Origin of the sequence: Streptomyces sp. NPDC002825, from assembly GCF_040295385.1 — a bacterium.
Classification (GTDB): Bacteria; Actinomycetota; Actinomycetes; order Streptomycetales; family Streptomycetaceae; genus Streptomyces.
In genome coordinates this window covers 92,096-108,417 of sequence record NZ_JBEOVH010000003.1, presented here as the reverse complement: position 1 = coordinate 108,417, position 16,322 = coordinate 92,096, and the positions used below count along the sequence as shown (strand labels likewise).

Annotated in this window: 14 protein-coding genes and 2 pseudogenes; 5 read left to right on the top strand and 11 right to left on the bottom strand. The window is 71.4% G+C overall.

Annotation, left to right across the window (positions count from 1 at the left end):
* Positions 1-171: 171 nt before the first annotated feature.
* Both ABT041_RS05085 and ABT041_RS05080 read right to left on the bottom strand, forming a co-directional pair.
* The gene (locus ABT041_RS05085; RefSeq protein ID WP_351179155.1) at positions 172-1,386 is read right to left on the bottom strand and encodes a methyltransferase domain-containing protein; all 1,215 of its coding nucleotides are present in this window, start codon (positions 1,384-1,386) and stop codon (positions 172-174) included.
* A gap of 85 nt (positions 1,387-1,471) precedes the next feature.
* The gene (locus ABT041_RS05080) at positions 1,472-2,305 is read right to left on the bottom strand and encodes a methyltransferase domain-containing protein (protein WP_351179152.1); all 834 of its coding nucleotides are present in this window, start codon (positions 2,303-2,305) and stop codon (positions 1,472-1,474) included.
* Between the two features lie 342 nt (positions 2,306-2,647).
* Between ABT041_RS05080 and ABT041_RS05075 the strand changes: the two are divergent.
* Together ABT041_RS05075 and ABT041_RS05070 are read left to right on the top strand one after the other, a co-directional pair.
* A pseudogene (locus ABT041_RS05075) lies at positions 2,648-3,121 on the top strand (hypothetical protein).
* Between the two features lie 233 nt (positions 3,122-3,354).
* Positions 3,355-3,816: a hypothetical protein gene (locus ABT041_RS05070; RefSeq protein ID WP_351179149.1), complete on the top strand. Its 462-nt coding sequence runs from the start codon at positions 3,355-3,357 to the stop codon at positions 3,814-3,816.
* Between the two features lie 473 nt (positions 3,817-4,289).
* Here ABT041_RS05070 and ABT041_RS05065 read toward each other — a convergent pair whose 3' ends face one another.
* Positions 4,290-4,853 (bottom strand): dihydrofolate reductase family protein, encoded by a 564-nt coding sequence (locus ABT041_RS05065; protein ID WP_351179146.1) that lies wholly within the window; start codon positions 4,851-4,853, stop codon positions 4,290-4,292.
* A gap of 222 nt (positions 4,854-5,075) precedes the next feature.
* Here ABT041_RS05065 and ABT041_RS05060 point away from each other — a divergent pair, with 222 nt between their 5' ends.
* On the top strand, positions 5,076-5,858 hold the full coding sequence (locus tag ABT041_RS05060; protein WP_351179143.1) for an SAM-dependent methyltransferase: 783 nt from the start codon (positions 5,076-5,078) through the stop codon (positions 5,856-5,858).
* 286 nt (positions 5,859-6,144) lie between these two features.
* Positions 6,145-7,602, top strand: a complete 1,458-nt coding sequence (locus ABT041_RS05055) for a hypothetical protein (RefSeq protein WP_351179140.1) — start codon at positions 6,145-6,147, stop codon at positions 7,600-7,602.
* An 85-nt stretch (positions 7,603-7,687) separates the two neighbouring features.
* Here ABT041_RS05055 and ABT041_RS05050 read toward each other — a convergent pair whose 3' ends face one another.
* From ABT041_RS05050 to ABT041_RS05035, 4 genes and pseudogenes are all read right to left on the bottom strand, one after another.
* Positions 7,688-8,527 (bottom strand): isocitrate lyase/PEP mutase family protein, encoded by an 840-nt coding sequence (locus ABT041_RS05050; protein WP_351179137.1) that lies wholly within the window; start codon positions 8,525-8,527, stop codon positions 7,688-7,690.
* Positions 8,528-8,622: 95 nt separating this feature from the next.
* Positions 8,623-9,657 carry a TolB-like translocation protein gene (locus ABT041_RS05045; protein WP_502976375.1) on the bottom strand — a complete coding sequence of 345 codons (1,035 nt, stop codon included), beginning with the start codon at positions 9,655-9,657 and terminating at the stop codon, positions 8,623-8,625.
* A 254-nt stretch (positions 9,658-9,911) separates the two neighbouring features.
* A pseudogene (locus ABT041_RS05040) lies at positions 9,912-11,177 on the bottom strand (MFS transporter); the annotation flags it as partial.
* A 1-nt stretch (position 11,178) separates the two neighbouring features.
* On the bottom strand, positions 11,179-12,060 hold the full coding sequence (locus tag ABT041_RS05035; protein ID WP_351179134.1) for an alkaline phosphatase family protein: 882 nt from the start codon (positions 12,058-12,060) through the stop codon (positions 11,179-11,181).
* A 374-nt stretch (positions 12,061-12,434) separates the two neighbouring features.
* Here ABT041_RS05035 and ABT041_RS05030 point away from each other — a divergent pair, with 374 nt between their 5' ends.
* A complete protein-coding gene (locus ABT041_RS05030) occupies positions 12,435-12,893 on the top strand; it encodes a group II truncated hemoglobin (RefSeq protein ID WP_351179131.1) in 459 nt (152 codons plus the stop codon).
* Between the two features lie 134 nt (positions 12,894-13,027).
* On the opposite strand, the gene ABT041_RS05025 is transcribed toward ABT041_RS05030, so the two are convergent.
* The 4 genes from ABT041_RS05025 to ABT041_RS05010 form a co-directional block, all read right to left on the bottom strand.
* The gene (locus ABT041_RS05025) at positions 13,028-13,921 is read right to left on the bottom strand and encodes an AraC family transcriptional regulator (protein WP_351179128.1); all 894 of its coding nucleotides are present in this window, start codon (positions 13,919-13,921) and stop codon (positions 13,028-13,030) included.
* A 177-nt stretch (positions 13,922-14,098) separates the two neighbouring features.
* On the bottom strand, positions 14,099-14,476 hold the full coding sequence (locus tag ABT041_RS05020; RefSeq protein WP_351179125.1) for an FKBP-type peptidyl-prolyl cis-trans isomerase: 378 nt from the start codon (positions 14,474-14,476) through the stop codon (positions 14,099-14,101).
* Positions 14,477-14,667: 191 nt separating this feature from the next.
* On the bottom strand, positions 14,668-15,366 hold the full coding sequence (locus ABT041_RS05015; RefSeq protein WP_351179122.1) for a nucleotidyltransferase domain-containing protein: 699 nt from the start codon (positions 15,364-15,366) through the stop codon (positions 14,668-14,670).
* A gap of 58 nt (positions 15,367-15,424) precedes the next feature.
* Positions 15,425-16,165 carry a class I SAM-dependent DNA methyltransferase gene (locus ABT041_RS05010; RefSeq protein WP_351179119.1) on the bottom strand — a complete coding sequence of 247 codons (741 nt, stop codon included), beginning with the start codon at positions 16,163-16,165 and terminating at the stop codon, positions 15,425-15,427.
* Positions 16,166-16,322: the final 157 nt, after the last annotated feature.

Below are 16,322 nucleotides of genomic sequence, written 5' to 3'. Positions count from 1 at the left end.
CCGCACACGGTGACGTGGCTGTCGACATGGGGATGCAGCGGGTCCTGTGATGACTGGGGCATGAGCAACTCCCGTCTGAGATAAGGCCATGTGAGTGAGTGAGTGAGTGGGTGATGAGGACCGTGTCGGCGAACATCCGCCCCGTCGACAGCCGGCAGCGTGGACGCGCAGTCACGGCAACATTCGGGGGAGGACGGGGGAGAGCTCCGGCAGCGCCCAGCTCAGTGCCGTCGGCCCGGTGCCGGAGGTGACGGCCTGGGCCCCGGTGCCGTCGGAGAGGCAGACTCGGTACGTCTCCGGGCGGTCGGCCCGCACCCAGCGCGCGTACACGTCTTCGAGCTCGGCCCATACGTCGCGCGGTCCTTGGACGCGGACGGTCCCCTCGCCGGGGCCGGCCACGGCCCAGGAATCGTCCTCAGGGGCGACGATCGTCATCGTCTCCGCCTGGAAGTCCCGCACGAGACCCGGCGCGAGGTGGGCGACGGCGACCCAGAAACCGTAGGCGTCGTCCGCCGGCGGTCCGAGCCGCGTCAGTCGCGCCGTGCCGGGGTCGGCCTTGTTCCGTGCGCGATGGTCCACGGCGTTGAGCCATGTGTACCCGAGCATCGGCCGGTACCCGCGCGGCCTGCCCCGCAGGACGGCTTCCACCCGGCCCGTGCCGTCCCGGGTCACGAGCAACTGCCCCGGCCAGCTGGGCGTCCGGGTCGTGAGCGTGGTCAGCAACCGCCCACCGGGCGCGAGCTGCTCGACCCATGCCGACGGAACGCACGGCACACCGAATCCGGAGTGGATCCGGTCGTACGGGGCGCGCTCCGCGTGCCCGTGCAGCGCGTCACCCACGATCACCTGGGCGCCGACTCCGAGGCGGTCGAGGTGCCCCTGTGCGAAGGCCGCCCTGTGCCCGTCCCGCTCCACACCGGTCGCGAGTCCGGTGCCCGCGATGGAGGCGGCGAGCGCGAGGGAGACACCCGGCCCGGGACCGAGCTCCAGGTACCGCCGGCCCGGCGCGAGACCCAGTTCCTGGAGGGCCTCGACGGTGGCGGGAGTGAAAGTCGACATCGAGGTCATGTGGCCGCCGGTCACGGGACCACGGGGAAGAGCGTCCAGGGGCTCGCCGTCGCGCTGGAGCAGGATCGACTCGTCGCTGTGGATCAGGCCGAGCCACTCCTCCCGGTCGTCCGGATGCGAGCCGTCGAGGAGGCGCCAGTCGATCGGATCCGCGCCCGGTCCGCTGACCCGTACGTACGCGTGGGGGAGAAGCACTTCCCGGCGCACCGCGAGCAGCGCCTCGCGCAGCCGCGGCTCGGTGAGGACGCCCGCGGTCTCGAGGCGCCGCACCATCTTGGCGCGCAGCTCGGTCGTCGTGGTGTCGAGGTCGGGGGACATGGGTGCCGCCTTCCTGGGGTGTCGTCGGCTGGGGGAGACGGCTCAGCCGGGTACGTCAGCTGCAGGCGCTCACCCGGTACGAGGGTCAACGGGGGGTCCGCGGCGGTACGCGGCGGGCGAGGGTGTGGACGAGCGGCGCGAGCTGCCGGTACGGGTCGCGCGTCGACGCCGCCCACTCCGACTCCAGCGCCAGCGCGTACTCCTCGTCTCCCGGCGCCCAGCCGACGCGGTGATCGTTGAGCACGCGCACCCCTTGCCACGGCAGGGGCGACAGCCCGTGTGCGGCCGCCAGCCGGTCCAACTCCTCGGCGCTGTCCCCGCGGGTGCGCACGCCCAGGTTGCCGACGGTCACGCCGCTACCGGACTCGATGAGCTCGCGCGCCGTCGCGTGCTCGCCCCGTAGGGCCTCACGAAAGCCGATCGCCGGCCGGTTCTTCGTCAGGACGCTCAGCAGACCGTGGTCCGCGACGAGGCCCGCCAGCCGCGCGATCGCCTTGTCCGCCCGGCCCAGGTACATGAGTACTCCGTGGCAGCACACCAGGTCGAACCGCCCGTCGAGGTCCAGGTCCTCGACGTCCGCCTGGAGGAGGCGGACCCGTGCCTGCAGATCGGGGCGGGCGGCCAGCCGGTCGACCGTGGCGGCGAGCATGCCGCCGGACGCGTCCACCGCGGTCACATGATGCCCGGACGCGGCAAGCCGCAGCGTCGTCTCGCCGGTCCCACAGCCTGCGTCCAGGACCCGGAGCGGACGGCCCGGGAGCTCTGCCCGCAGCCGACGTTCGACGAGGTCGTGACGCAGACGGCCCCGCGCACTGCGCACGTGCGCGTCGTAGGCGGCGCCGAGGCCGGCGAAGTCGCTCGCTGTCGTCACCGCATCGGGCGGGATGGCCTGCTGTCGGTTCGTAGGATCCGAGGTCAACGTCGGTCCCCCCTTGGTAGTCGTCCGGCCCGCTCGTGAAGTTCAACGACCGGGCCGGAATATCGAACACATGTATTTCGGTCGGTCTCTGGAGCCCGAGATAAAGCGCGTTTCGAAGGATGGGGTGTGCATGGACCCAGCCGCCACAACAGGTATGCGGATCGCGCGGGTTGGCCGAAACGCCGATGACTGTACGCATGGGAGTGAAGGGACGTACGGCACGTCGGACCGCCGGCCGGGGCACTCCCGTGCCATGGGCCTGGGGCGTACGCCGGAGGGTGCTCTAGGTTGGCTGACGTGAGTGGGCGAGGGCGGAGTGTCAGATATGTCGGACCGGTCGAGCTGAAGACTGCCGTCCAGACCGGCGGCGGGTGCCGAATCAGGTCCGCGGCCGACTTCGATGACTGGATCGCCGAGCGATCGGCAGCGGAACTGGCCGAACCGTTCACCTTCGTGATCAGCGCGGACGGTGTGCTCCGGCTGGCTGCGCGGCGAAGTGAGCACGTGGCCTGCGCCGGCGGAGACGCGGTTCTGAGTGCCGGCGAGATCAGCTTCCTTCGCGAGGCAGACCGATGGACCGCGGGCGAGGTCAGCAATTAGTCCACCGGGTACTGCCCGGACGTCACGTCGTGGTCGTCCGTCGCTCGCGCACTGGACGACGTAGGACTTGGGCGGCCTGCCGGCTTCACCCACGAGGTGGTGTTCCGGCGGTGCCTGGGTTGCCAGGAGCGCAACATCGTGCGCGAGGACGACTTCGTCTGTGTCTTCTGCGGCAGCGCTCTGCCGGAGACGTGGAACGTGGATCCCACCGCGTGACGGGCGACGGTCGCAGCCAGGCGTTGACGTCGGCGACAAGCACGGTCGCCCCATCCGCTCCCGAGCTCACCGGGCTCAATGAACACGCCGCCGGTGGTTCCCGTGCAGGTCGCCGGCGCGGCGCGCCGCGGAGTCGACGTTCGGGTCCGGCCTGATCGAACCCTCCGCGTCGGCAAGCGACTGGAACCGGGTGACGGACAGAACGTCGTACGCGAGCAGTCGTTGTACCGCGCGTGATCACTTCACCGTACCGAGTCCGCACGACCGTCCTGACCGCCGTGGTGACGGCGGCGCTGATGGCCACAGTCCCGGCAGCGACCGCCTCCCCCTCGGTCGACGCGCGCGCCCGCAACTGCGTCCCGAACCCAGGCGGAGGGTGCAAGCGAAGCGTCGTGGTGGAGTACTGGCACGAGCAGGGTGCCTCGCAGCGGGGCATCGGCTGGGTGTACGCGTCGAAGAAGCCGGCGCGCAGGGGCGCTGTCTACTACGCCCGCTGGACGTACAAGGCCCCCGGAAAGGCGTGGAAGAACGGCGCCGGCTGGAAGAAGGCCAACGTCACACAGGGCTCGAACGGCTCCTTCGCCGCGGTCTGGTGGGGGCGCGGCGGACACACCGGACCCCTGGTCCCCAAGGGCACCCAGGTCTGCACCCGGTACAAGGACGAGCGGACGTCCACCTGCCTCACCCTGAAGTGACGGCGGGGCCGCATACCCCGGCCGTCGGACTGGTGCCGACCACGGTGCGACGCCGCCCCCTTGCTTCTTGGTGGCCCGGCAATGGGACGCCCGGCCTCCGGGGTCGGCATGACTGCTCCCCCTGTTGAACGCATGGCCTTGGGGGTGGTGTCCCCGGCTCCGGAGGCATGGGCATACCGCTGGTCAGGGGCACGCCCACCGGCTTCTTCGCAGTCCGGAAGGCTCTTCGTCACGTAGATGTCGCGATCAGTGCCTCGGGACGGCCGAGGTGGTGACGACCGAAGGAGGCACATGATCGACGTCAGCGACATCGGAGTCTTCCTCGGCCTGGACGTCGCGGCCGCCTGACCTATGACGGCATGAGGAGGCGACTCGATCAGTCTCGACATCGAAGCGCGACGTCGAACCCACCCTGACTTCGCGGCGGCGCCGGGACCGCACCGCGTTGGTTCCCAGGGCGCGGGCACCACCGGTTAACGCGCCACGCGGTAGCGGAGGTAGACGACGTTCGAGGGGAAGGTGCGGGTCTCGACGAGTGCGAGATCCACCCGGCGCTCGTGCTGCGGGAAGAACGGAGTGCCGCCCCCGACCAGCACGGGATAGACCATGACCCGGTACTCGTCGATCAGACCTGACGCGGCGGCCTCGGCGGCCAGCGTCGCGCCGCCGATCGCGATCTCGCCCTCCCCCGGTTCGGTTCGCAACCGCTCGATCTCCTCCGCCAGGCCGCCGGAAGCCAGGCGGGCATTGCCCTGCACCTCCGACAGCGTCGTGGAGAACACCACCTTCGGGAGCGGCTTCCAGAGCGAGGTCCACTCACGCGTGTCGTCGTCGATCGAGGGATCCTGGTCGGCGGTCTCCCAGTACAACATCGTTTCGTACAGCCGTCGTCCCAGCAGATGGACATCGACTTTTCGAATGTCGTCGATCCAGAAGCGGAAGACCTCCTCGTCGGGCGCCGTCCACTGGAATTCTCCGTCCGGCCCGACGATGTAGCCGTCCAGCGACATGCTCATCGAATAGGTCACGCTGCGCATCAGAAGTCCTCCTCGGTGGCGGCTTCGACAGTACGACCGCCGGACCGCGGGACCCGTCGCGGCTCGCGGGGTTCTCCGGCCCGCGTCACCTCACCGCAGCATGAAGCATGAGAAGACCGCACTCATCACGAGGCCGGGAGTGGGCTGCCGGCCCCGCCTTGCCCCGGGTCAATGAGCCATTCCAGTAGGGGAGTTGTTCAGACGCTGCGATACGTTGGAGGCGTGACCGACATCGAATCGCGCATTGACACGTCCCGGCCCCACACCGCCCGGATATGGAACTACTGGACCGGCGGCAAGGACAACTACCCGGTCGACCGCGAGGCCGGCGACCAGATCCGTCAGCTGCACCCCGGGATCGGGGAGTACGCGAAAGCGGACCGGCTGTTCCTGGGGCGGGCGGTGCGGTACCTGGCCGAGCGGGAGGGCATCCGACAGTTCCTGGACGTCGGTACGGGGCTGCCGAGCGCCGACAACACGCACGAGGTCGCCCAGCGCGTCGCCCCCGACGCGCGGGTCGTGTACGTGGACAACGACCCGCTCGTCCTCGCGCACGCGCGTGCCCTGCTGGTCGGCACGCCCGAGGGCCGCACCGACTACCTGGACGCCGACCTCCGGGACGTCGACACGATCCTGGCCGCCGCGGCGAAGACGCTCGACCTCTCACAGCCGGTCGCGCTGATGCTCCTCGGCGTCGTCATCTTCATCGAGGACGACGAGGAGTCCTACGCCATCGTGCGCCGGCTCATGGACGCGCTCGCCCCCGGCAGTCACCTCGTCCTGTCCCACACGGTCACCCACCCCGACATGCCGGACGTCGACGCGGCCGTGGCGTTCTGGAACGAGCACGGCACCCCGAAGCTCACGCAGCGAACCCCTGCCGCCGTCGCCCGCTACTTCGACGGCCTGGAGCTGCTCGAGCCCGGAGTCGTGTCGTGCTCCGCATGGCGGCCGGAGACGCCGACGCCGGACGTCGCGATGTACGCGGGCGTCGGTCGCAAGTGAACGCGGGCGTGGGCGCGGTCCCCGCCACCGTTCGTCAGGACTGCTGGGCCTGGCAGAACTCCCTTCACTGACCCCGGCGGCTTCGACGTATATGGCGAGGCCGCCCGGGTCGCGGCGTCGTGGATCAGCGGACATGCCTGCCCCGCTCTACGTCCGATTCCATCCCGTTGCGCGGCAAAAGAGCAGGTCAGAAGGTAGATCCCGGGGTTGACCAGGATTCCGGTCCGTGTGATGGTGACGCTCGCGGCCGCGTTCGTCCGGCCCGCTGCACCAGGGGTGGGGACTCTTGAACGACACAACTGACCACGTGGGTGACCACCTCAGAGAGCGGGTCGACGCGCTGGTCGCCGCCGGCCGGTCGGCCGACGCGCGAGCGGTCGGGCGGAGCGCCCTCGACGCGGACGGGCCCGACGCCGGGCTCTTCCTCGCGCTCGCCCGCGCCCACATGGCCGAAGACGACGACGACCACGACGACGCCGCCGAGCGGGTCTTCCGCGAGGGTCTCGAAGCCTGTCCGGACGACATCGGTCTGCTCGCCGGGTACGCGGAACTCTGTGCCCGTACCGACGCGATGGACCGACCGGGGCGGCACGCCCGGGGGCCCGTACTCCTCGCCCGTCTGCGGGAGCTCGCTCCCCATTCCCTGGAGCTGCAGCGCGCCGAGGCAGCGGGCAGCTCCGTCTCCGCCGGTGCGAAGAACAGGGCCTCGGAGCGCCGGGTGCAGTCGTTCGACGCGTCCCGCGCCTTCTCCGACGCGCCCACGCCGCCTGCCGCCGCCGCACAAGCCGCCCAGTGGGCCGCCGAAGCACCGCGCGACCTGCGCCTCGCCGTCCTCGCCGAGACGACCGCGGCTCTCGCCGCCCCCGGCCGCCGCTGGTCGCGACTGCTGCTGCGCCGAGGTCTCGAGTACCGCTTCGTCATCGGCGTGGTCGTCGCTCTGCTCGTCGTCCTGCGCCTCACCGTCCTGCCGGCGGTGCCGTACGGCGTGGCGACGGGGGTGGGCCTGGTGATGGGGCTGCCCTTCCTCCGCCTCCGCAAGCAGCTGCGGGCCGCCCGTGAGCGAGCTGCCGAGCGCATGGTCGCAGCCGTGACCGAGGCGGGTCCGGGCGGCGAAGCCGGTGCAGAGGGCGACGGGTTCGGGCCGCCGGAACTGCCGCCCGTGCCGCGCGTCACCCCGCGCGAGTACGCCTTCGCCGGGGCCGGTATCGCCCTGCTGCTGGTGGTCGGCGTCGCGGCGTACGCCTCCTCCCTCGCGTACCCCCGCTATGACATCGTCGCCCACGACACCTTCCGGGGCCTGCAGGGCTTCGACCTCCGAGAGGAGTTCGATCCGTTCGGTACCGTGCCCGACAGCGCCCGGGAGGCTTCGGTGGCCCGGGTGTACGTCGCCGAGGACGCCGCACCGGACGCCGCCGCCGACTACCTGGTGGCCGTCACGACCGGAGACTTCCACGAGCTGCGCGAGTCGGACGTGTACGGAGCCAACGGACTCGTGCCGGCGGACACGGAAGGGGTAGGGATCGTCCACGACACCTGGCGAGCCGGGACCGGCCCGTACGGGGGCTGGATGCGATGCCTCCGGTACACCGAGGTGGCCACCGGAACGCTCCGGGCGATGTGCGTGTGGGCCGACAAGGGCAGCGCCGGCATGGTCCTGTTCACGGCGGAGGACAAGAACGAGGAGGCCGTCGAGGAGACGGCCCGGTCCATCGGCGAGGAATTCCTCCACCCCGCCGGGGACTGACCGGGGACGGCCTCGGTCGCCCGCCAGGTACGCCATCCGACAGCCGACATCCTCGGTCGCGTGGTCAGTGGTCAGTGGTCAGTGGTCAGTGGTCGCCGGTCGGCGGTCGGTCCGTGTCGAGAAACAGGCCGTCGAGTTCGGGGAAGGGGATGGCATCGGCGAGCGGGTCGTAGTCGCCCGTGCCGTACAGCTGCTGCGCGGCCCTGCGGGTGGCGGCGTAGGCGGTCTGTGCGACTCCCGAGCCGAGACTGACGCGGGCGACGCCGAGGCCGCCGAGCGTCGCGACGTCCGTTGCTCCGGGGCCGGCCAAGACGTTCAGCGGGACGGAGATCCCCGAGGCCAGTTCCTTGATGGTCGCGGGGTCGGTCATGCCGGGGACGAAGATGCCGTCCGCCCCGGCGTCGACGTACCCGCGTGCCCGCTCCAGGGTGTCCTTGAGCCTGGTCGCGGGGTCGCCGAGGCCGAACAGGTACGTGTCCGTACGGGCGTTCAGGAAGAGGGCCACGCCTGCTCGATCCGCCGCGGCACGAGCCGCCGTCAGCCGTGCCCTGAGGTCGGCCGGTGGACGGGTGCCGTCCTCGATGTTGATGCCCACGGCGCCTGCGTCCAGCACGCGTGCGACGGTCTCGGCGACGCCGGCGGCGTCCTGTCCGTATCCGCCTTCGATGTCGGCGGTGACCGGTACGTCGACCGCCGCGACAATGCGGGCGATCAGGTCCACCACTCGGTCGGAGGAGAGGTTCTCCCCGTCCGGACACCCGAGCGACCAGGCGATCCCCGCGCTGGTGGTGGCGATCGCGGGAGCGCCTGCGTCCTCGACGACGCGGGCGCTCGCGACGTCCCAGGCGTTGGCCAGGGCCAGGGGGTGCGCGGAGGTGTGGAGGGAGCGGAACTGCAGGGCCCTGTGCGTCTGTGCGGTGTTCATGCGGCCAGCCAAACAGCGACCCGGGCCTGCTGTCCGGCAGGTTTCCGACGCCAGCGTCCACCGGTCCGCGCCTGGACCATGGCCGGTCGCCGGTCTCACTCCAGGAACGCCGGTGCCAGTGCCGCCGTCATCAGGCGCTTCGGGGCGCCCGAGCCGTCGGCCGGCACGGTGTAGAGGTCCGCCCCGTAATCGCCCGGCAGGGAGTAGGAGACCGTGTGGTCGTCGAGCCAGACGGCCTGGTCGTCGACGCTCCGGGGCTCGGCGAGCGCGGTCTCCCGCAGGGTGGCCAGATCCAGGGCGTACTCGTGCCAGGGCGCGTCCGCCGAAGCGCCCGCGACGCGCTTCTTGTAGACGATCCTGGTCTCGTCGGGGGACAGGGACGGGCACTCGACGTTCCGGTGGACGGTGGTGACGGTACGGGCGGTCAGGTCGCCGCGCACCAGGTAGGTCTGGCCGGCGGTCGCCATCGTGGCGTAGAAGTGCCGGTCGTCGCGGGAGAAGGTGACGCCCCAGAAGTTGGTGTCGGCGGCTCGGTAGTCCTTGCCGTCCTTCACGACCCGGAACTCCTCCAGGGACGTGGTGAGGCGGCCTGTCCTGGTGTCCAGGACCGCGGTACGGGTGGAGAAGCTCGCGCTCGCGTACGAGTCGCCGCCGACGAACACCGTCCACGCGACCAGCCGGCCCGACGGCGAGACCCGGGCGCGGGTCGGGATGCCGGGGAGCGGGTAGTGGGCCCGCTCCTTCAGCGCCGAGTCCAGGACGACCGCCTGGTAGGCGTCCTCCACGGTGCCGCGTACGGCCTGCAGGCAGACGCCGGTGCCGCCGGCCGCGTAGAAGCGCAGGCACTTCACCCCGGACGCGGTCCGCGGGCCGGTGGGGGCGCCGGCCGGCACGGTGACCAGTTCGTCGCGGTGCGGGCCCCAGGCCATGTTGCGGAAGACGATCCGGCGGTCGGCGCCGGCCGCGAGCGAGACCCGTCCGGACTCGATCGCCGGGCCTCCCGCCTGCGGGCGGTCCTTCTCGGCGGCCCGGTCGGTCGCGTGCAGCAGCGACGCGGCGGCCACACCGCCGAGCACGGCGAGGGCGGCGATCAGGACGAGCAGTTTTCCGCGCAGGTTCAGCGGGGTCATGCGGGCGATTCCTCCGAGGCCGTGTCGGTGTCCGTGTGCGTGTCTGTGTCCGGGCCCGTGTCCGTCGTCGTGCGCGTGCCCGTGGTCGTGGCAGCAGGTGAGGTCGTAGCCGTCCCCATGGCCGTGGCACTGGGCGAGGTCGTGGCCGCCCCCGTGGCCGTCTCCGTGGTCGTGGCCGCACCCGGCCCCGCACCCGGCGCCGCACCCGGCCTCGTGGCCGCACCCTCGCCCGGGGACCAACCCCCACCCGGCCCCGGCCCCTGCGCCCCCGGCCGCAACGCGAACGCCGCCGTCGCGCACACCGCGAGCACGACCGTCGCCGCGCCGACCGCCCAGCGATCGCCCCACGCGGTCCACGCCGCTCCGAAGGCGATCGAGCAGCCGAACCGGGCGAGCGCCTGCCCCGTCTGTATCAACGCCAGCCCTGACGACCGGAGTTCGGGCGGTACGAAGCCGGCCGCAGCGGCCATCAGAACCCCGTCGGTCGCCGCGTAGAAACCGCCGTGCAGCGCCAGGACCAGCCAGGGCAGCGCCGGGCTCTGCCAGCCGCTGAGCAGCGCCCCGTACACGAGCAGCAGGGCGGCGTGGCCGCCCAGGAACACCCTCCAGCGGCCGACCCGGTCGGCGAGCCGTCCCAGCGGGACGGCGAGCAGCAGGAAGGCGGCGGCGGTGCCGATCGGCAGCAGCGCGAACCAGTGGTCGCTCACGCCGAGGCGCCGCTGCAGCAGCAGATAGACGAAGGAGTCGCTGACCGTCGCGAGGCCCAACAGCAGGGCGCACAGGGCGAGTCGGCGCACGCCCGGCACCCGCAGCAGGGCGAGTGCGGCCTTGAGGGAGGCGCGAGGCGCCCCGTCGGGTGCCGGGGGCGAAAGGGGACGGGGGCGCGAGGGCACGAAGAGCAGCAGGATGAGGACGCCCATCGCGGCCACGCAGAAGCTGACCGTGAACACGGCGTCGTAACCGTCCACCGCCTGACGGAGGATGAGAAAGGCGACGAGCGGGCCGATCAGGGCGCCCGCGGTGTCCATCGCCCGGTGCACTCCGAAGGCCCGGCCGCGTGACTCCTCCGGCGACGAGAGTGAGATCAGGGCGTCGCGCGGCGCGGTCCGCAGGCCCTTGCCGGTGCGGTCGGCGGCGAGCACGGCACCGATCAGCGGCAGCGAACCGGCCACCAGAAGCAGGGGCTTGCACAGCGCGGAGAGCCCGTAGCCGAGCGCCGCGACCGTTTTGTGCCGGCCGCCGCGGTCGGCGAGATGGCCGCCGACGAGCCGTACGAGCGCGCTGAAGCCGTTGTACACACCGTCGAGCAGGCCGAAGCCGAGCGGCGAGAGGCCGAGCCCGGCGACCAGGTAGAGCGGCAGCACCGCCGTGACCATCTCCGAGGACACGTCCGTGACGAGGCTGACCGTGCCGAGCGCGAGCACGGTCGGTGCGACGGCGGCGCGCCGCCCGGGACCGAGGTCCCGGGCGGGGGCCGTCGCGGCGGTCGCGGGAGTGCTGCGACTGTCCGCTACGTACACGTCAGGGCGTCCAGATGCCGGTGATCGGGGTCGCGTTGGCGGCCTGGCCGGCGTGCGTGGTGCCGTGCATGTCCTCGATCGTGCGCAGCAGGTTGTAGTGGTTGTACGTGGTCGAGGACGTCGAGCCCGGGACCACCTGCTGCCCGTAGAGGACGGTCGCGATCTTGTTGCCGGCGAGCCGGTTGTCCTCGTCGAAGGTCACCACGAGCAGGCTGTTGTGGGTCTTCGCCCAGGTGGCGTAGGCGCCCAGGTTGTTCTTCAGCCAGGTGTCACCGGTGCCGACGGTGCAGTCGTGCATGTCGCTGCACAGGTTCGGGATCACGAACGACACCTGCGGGAGCGTGGTGTAGTCGGTCGGGAACTGCGCCATGGTGTACGCCGACGAGGTCGGGACGTTGGAGAAGCCGAACCACGGATTGTGCTTGCGCGCGTACTTGCCGCTGCTGCACGTGGTCGAACCCTGGCTGGGGAGCGTCTCGTTGTAGCTCTTCCAGGTCTTGCCGGCGGCGATCAGCTCGGAGGCCAGGTTCGGCGCGGAGGAGAAGCCCGGCGTGTAGCAGCTGTCGTCCGTGATGCCCTGGGTGGAGCCGGAGAACAGCGCGAAGTAGTTGGGCTGGCTGGGGTGGGTCTCGGCGTACGACTGGGTGAGGTTGGCGCCGCCGGCCTTCAGCGAGTTGATGTACGGGGCGCTGGAGCTGCCGATGATCTGGCTGTACGCGTGGTTCTCGAAGACCACGACGACCACGTGGTCGGGGGTGGGGACGACCGCCGCCGTCTGGGCCTGCGACGTGCCGCCGAAGCCGGCCCACAGGCCGATCGACGTGGCCGCGAGACCGAGGGCGGACAGAAGGGCGGTGCGGCGTTTTCTGGGCGCGCCGGACACGACTACCTCCGGTTGAGGGTGATGGCTACGGGAGCGGTGCAACCGGCAGGCTAGAAGTGGGCATGTCAACCCGGAAGGACTTCCGTGTGAAGACCCGGCAAACGTCTCATGCCCCCACGGGGTCTCGGCGCTCACGTCCACGGTCGTCGCCTGCTGCCTCCCTTCCCTCCCTCCGGCTTCCCCTCCACCAGTGTCCGCCCGTCCGGCCCCGGCCGCAGGGCGCCGGCACCCGCGGCACACCGGGCGCGGGGTTCGCGACGCGGAATCCGGAGCCCGTGGCGCCCCCCCCGGCCCCGCCGAGAGCGAACATGCGGGAATCCGGGCCGCGTTGTGTGAAGGTGGGGACGACACAACCGGATCACTGGAGGGCTTCCATGAGTGCCGAGCACACGAACACTCTGTACGAGGCTGTGGGCGGTGCCGACGCGCTGCGCCGGCTCTCCGGGACGTTCTACGAGGGGGTCCTGGCGGACCCCCTCCTCGCCCCCGTCTTCGCCGATTTCACCGCCGCCCATGTGGAGCACGTGGCCGTGTGGCTGGCAGAGGTGTTCTCGGGACCGGCCGAGTTCACGGCGGAGCTCGGCGGACACCAGGCCCTGCTCCGTGCCCACCTCGGCCTCGGCATCACGGAGGAACAGCGACTGCGCTGGATGGAACTGATGACGGCGGCCGTGGAGAAGGAGCTGCCGGACGACGCCCTGCTGCGTCGCCGGGTGCTGGAGTACTTCGACTGGGGCACCCGGATCGCCAAGGACGTCTCGGCCTCGGCCCCGGGGACGGATCTCGGCGAGCCCGGCCCCACCCCGCGCTGGGGCTGGGACGGCCTCGCCTGACCCCGGTGCGGGACGGGCACCCGGGCTCCGGCCCGAGTGCCCGTCTTCAGGCGTGATGGCAGTGCGCACCGCGTGGCGCCACGCTCCTGGGTGTCGCCTGCCGGGGCGGCAGACGACACCCGGGCCCCGCGGGATCAGGCCCCGGCGCTCCCGTCGATCCGCTCGACCGGGATCCACAGCTGGGAATCGGTCTCGGCGCCGATCTCCACCGGCCGCGTCCGCAGCAGCTCAGGACCGGGCCGGCTCGCGTACGGGTTCGAGGGGAACCACTGGGTGAACACGTCCCGCCACAGTTCCTGGAGGGCACGGGGGTAGGGGCCGTGGTTGTCGAAGACCGCCCAGGTCCCGGCCGGCACGTCGAGGGAGTCGAGCTCCTCCGCCGCTGCCTCGGGGCCGGTGACCACACCGATCCAGTAGTCGACCTCGGCGCCTTCCTCCCGGCTGTCGGTCAGGTGCACCACCGCCGACAGGACCCCCTCCGGCTCCCCGTCGGCCAGCTCCTTCATCCGTACGACAGCCTGCTCGTCCAGGCTCTCCACATGTGCCGCGGCCGCCGCGTTGACGCCCTCGTGCACGAGGGGAACCCTCGCCTTCCTGCCCACGACCCGAAACGCTTCCTTCTCGACGATGCGGTACCGCATGGTCGTACTCCCTTCGACGACGACACGGAAGGACATGCGCGGCTGCGCCGTGAGCGTCGCACCCGTGCGCCGGGCCTCACCCGGCCCGATGCCGTGCACCGACCGGAACGCCCGCGCGAACGCCTCGCCCGACCCGTACCCGTACCGCACGGCCACGTCGAGCAGCGTCCGCTCCCCGCCCAGCACCTCGGCCCCGGCGAGCGTCATGCGCCGGCGCCGTACGTACAGGGAGAGCGGCATCCCGGCGAGCGCCGAGAACAGACGCCGGAAGTGGTACTCCGACGTCATCGCGATCCGCGCGGCCTCGGCGACGTCGACCTCCCGACCGGCCCCGGATTCGAGGCAGCGTTCGATGTGGTCGAGCGCCTGGTTGAGCTGCTCCAGCACGGGTGCGTGTCCTTCCTTCTGACTGTCTTCACCGTAGGAATCAGCCCCCTTCCAGGGCCCGATGATCCCTGCCCGGAACGGTCGGGTGGCCGCGGCGGGCGGGACGTGCGGTGTACGCCGGGTCGACGCCCGAGGCCGTCGTGAGGGGCTGAGGCGGCGCCCCCTTCCGGGGCGGGATCAGACCACGGAGAGCAGGTCCACCACGAAGACGAGCGTCGAGCCCGCCGGGATCAACGGCGTCGGCGACTGCTTGCCGTAGCCGAGGCGCGGCGGAACGATGATCTCGCGTCGGCCGCCGACCTTCATCCCCCTGATGCCCCGGTCCCAGCCCTTGATCACCCTGCCGCCGCCCACGGCGAACTTGAACGGCTGGCCCCGGTCCCAGGAGGCGTCGAACTCCTTCCCGGACTCGAAGGTGACCCCGACGTAGTGAACCTGGACGACCCGGCCCGGCTTCGCCTCGGGCCCGTCCCCGACGACGAGGTCGCGGATGGTCAGCTCGGTGGGAGCCTCGCCCTCCGGAAGGTGGATCTCGGGCTTCGTCAGTTCACTCATGGCAGCCTCGCTACTTCTCCGCCGGCAGCCCTCGCACGAGCCGGCCGGGCGCATGGTCGGTCCATGCGTCAGATGATCACGCTACCGACAATGCGGATCCCGGCCCGCTGCGAGATCTGCGAACGCGCCGCGCCGGGGACTCGACCCGACGAAGGGGGCACTGGAATCGAACGTCATTCCGGATCGACCGGTCACCGGATGGCGTATCCGTCCCACAACGGGCCGCCCGCCAGATCCAGTACCTCCGTCACCGCGGCGGCGAAACCCTGCGTGTCCCCGGTGATCGCCCGGGGGGCGGCCTCGGACAGCGCGCTGTGCGCGGCGGGGGAGGCCGCGGCCAGCCGGCGTGACAGCCACTTGCCTGAGCCGAGCCAGTGCCCGCCGATCAGCAGGACCAGCTCAGACGCTCGCTGGAGGATGTGCGAGACCAGGTACACGCGCTCCGCGGGGTCCGCGCAGCCGCTCAGGTCGTCGAGCAGGTCGGTCAGGATGTACCGCTGGTAGTCACGCTCGTGATCAGAGAGCGGCGGCGGGCCCGCGGCCCAGCGCCTGCGAGCCTCCGCCTGCAGCGAGGCGCCCAGCCCGTCGGCGTCCACCAGAAGCATGCCGTCGGCGCACATGGCGAGCAGGGGCGATCTCCGTTTCGCGGTCTCCTGCTCCACGAAACTGTGCCAGAAGGCCTCCGTCTGCACGAACAGCTCCACCGGCCAGCCTCGGTACAGGAGGTTCTCCCGGAGCGGCGCGGGCGGCCCGTCCAGGAGAACCACCACGTCCAGATCGGAGGTGGGCGTCCGGCGGTCGGTCAGCACGCTGCCGGCGAGGAAGGCCGCCCGGGCGGCGGGAAACCGGTCCCGGACCAGTTCGCGGGCGGTGAGTACGGGGTCGTTCATGATCGCAGCGTACGTGCGACGCCGGTCCCGCAGCCGCGCGCGTATCCCCATGGGAGACTCAGGCCGGCTTGCGCCACACGGAGATGTGCTTCGCGGAGTCCTGCGTGAACGGCGCACCGTCCCAGTCGGCGACGCGACGTTCCAGCTCGAGCCCGGCGATCCGTGCCATCAGGTCGAGCTCCGCCGGCCAGGCGTACCGGTGCCGGGACCGGCCGCGGCGGTAGCGTCCGTCGTCGCCGTCGAGGGTCAGGTGGTGCGAGACGAGAACCTGCTCCACGAGGTCGAAGGTGTCGAAGCCGAGATGCCGCTCGGAGACGTCGAACGGCACCGCGACCTGGCCGGGCGGCAGGAACCGCAGGGGCGGCACGCCCAGCTCGATGACGAATCGGCCGCCGGGCGCCAGATGACGTGCGGCGTTTCGGAAGCACTCGACCTGCTCGTCCTGCGTGAGCAGGTTCGTGATGGTGTTGTAGACGAGGTAGACCAGGGCGAACTCGCCGGGAACGACGGTGGTGGCCATGTCGCCGAGGGCGACCGGCAGCGTGTCCTCGTCGACCTTGCGCCGCAGCACCGCCGCCATGTGCTCGGACAGTTCGATGCCCACGACCGGCACGCCGCGCTCCCGGAGCGGGACGCCCACTCGTCCGGTCCCGATCGCGAACTCCAGTGCCCGGCCGTCTCCGGCAAGGTCCGCGAGGAAGGCGAGAGTCGGTCCGAGAACGGCGACCGAGGACATCTCGGTCTCCTCGGCGTCGTAGCGGTCGGCGGTCGCACGGGTCCACAGTTCACTGCTCGTCACGGGCGGCCACTCTGCCGGGCGCCGAGCGTGCTGTCGACGGATTTACCGTCCACCCCCGGCGCGTCGGCCACTCAAGCCGTACGGCCGCTTCACTCGGTCGCGTCGCACCGACGTTCGCCCAGCGGGGGATGATGGGCCGGAACGACGGCACGCGAGA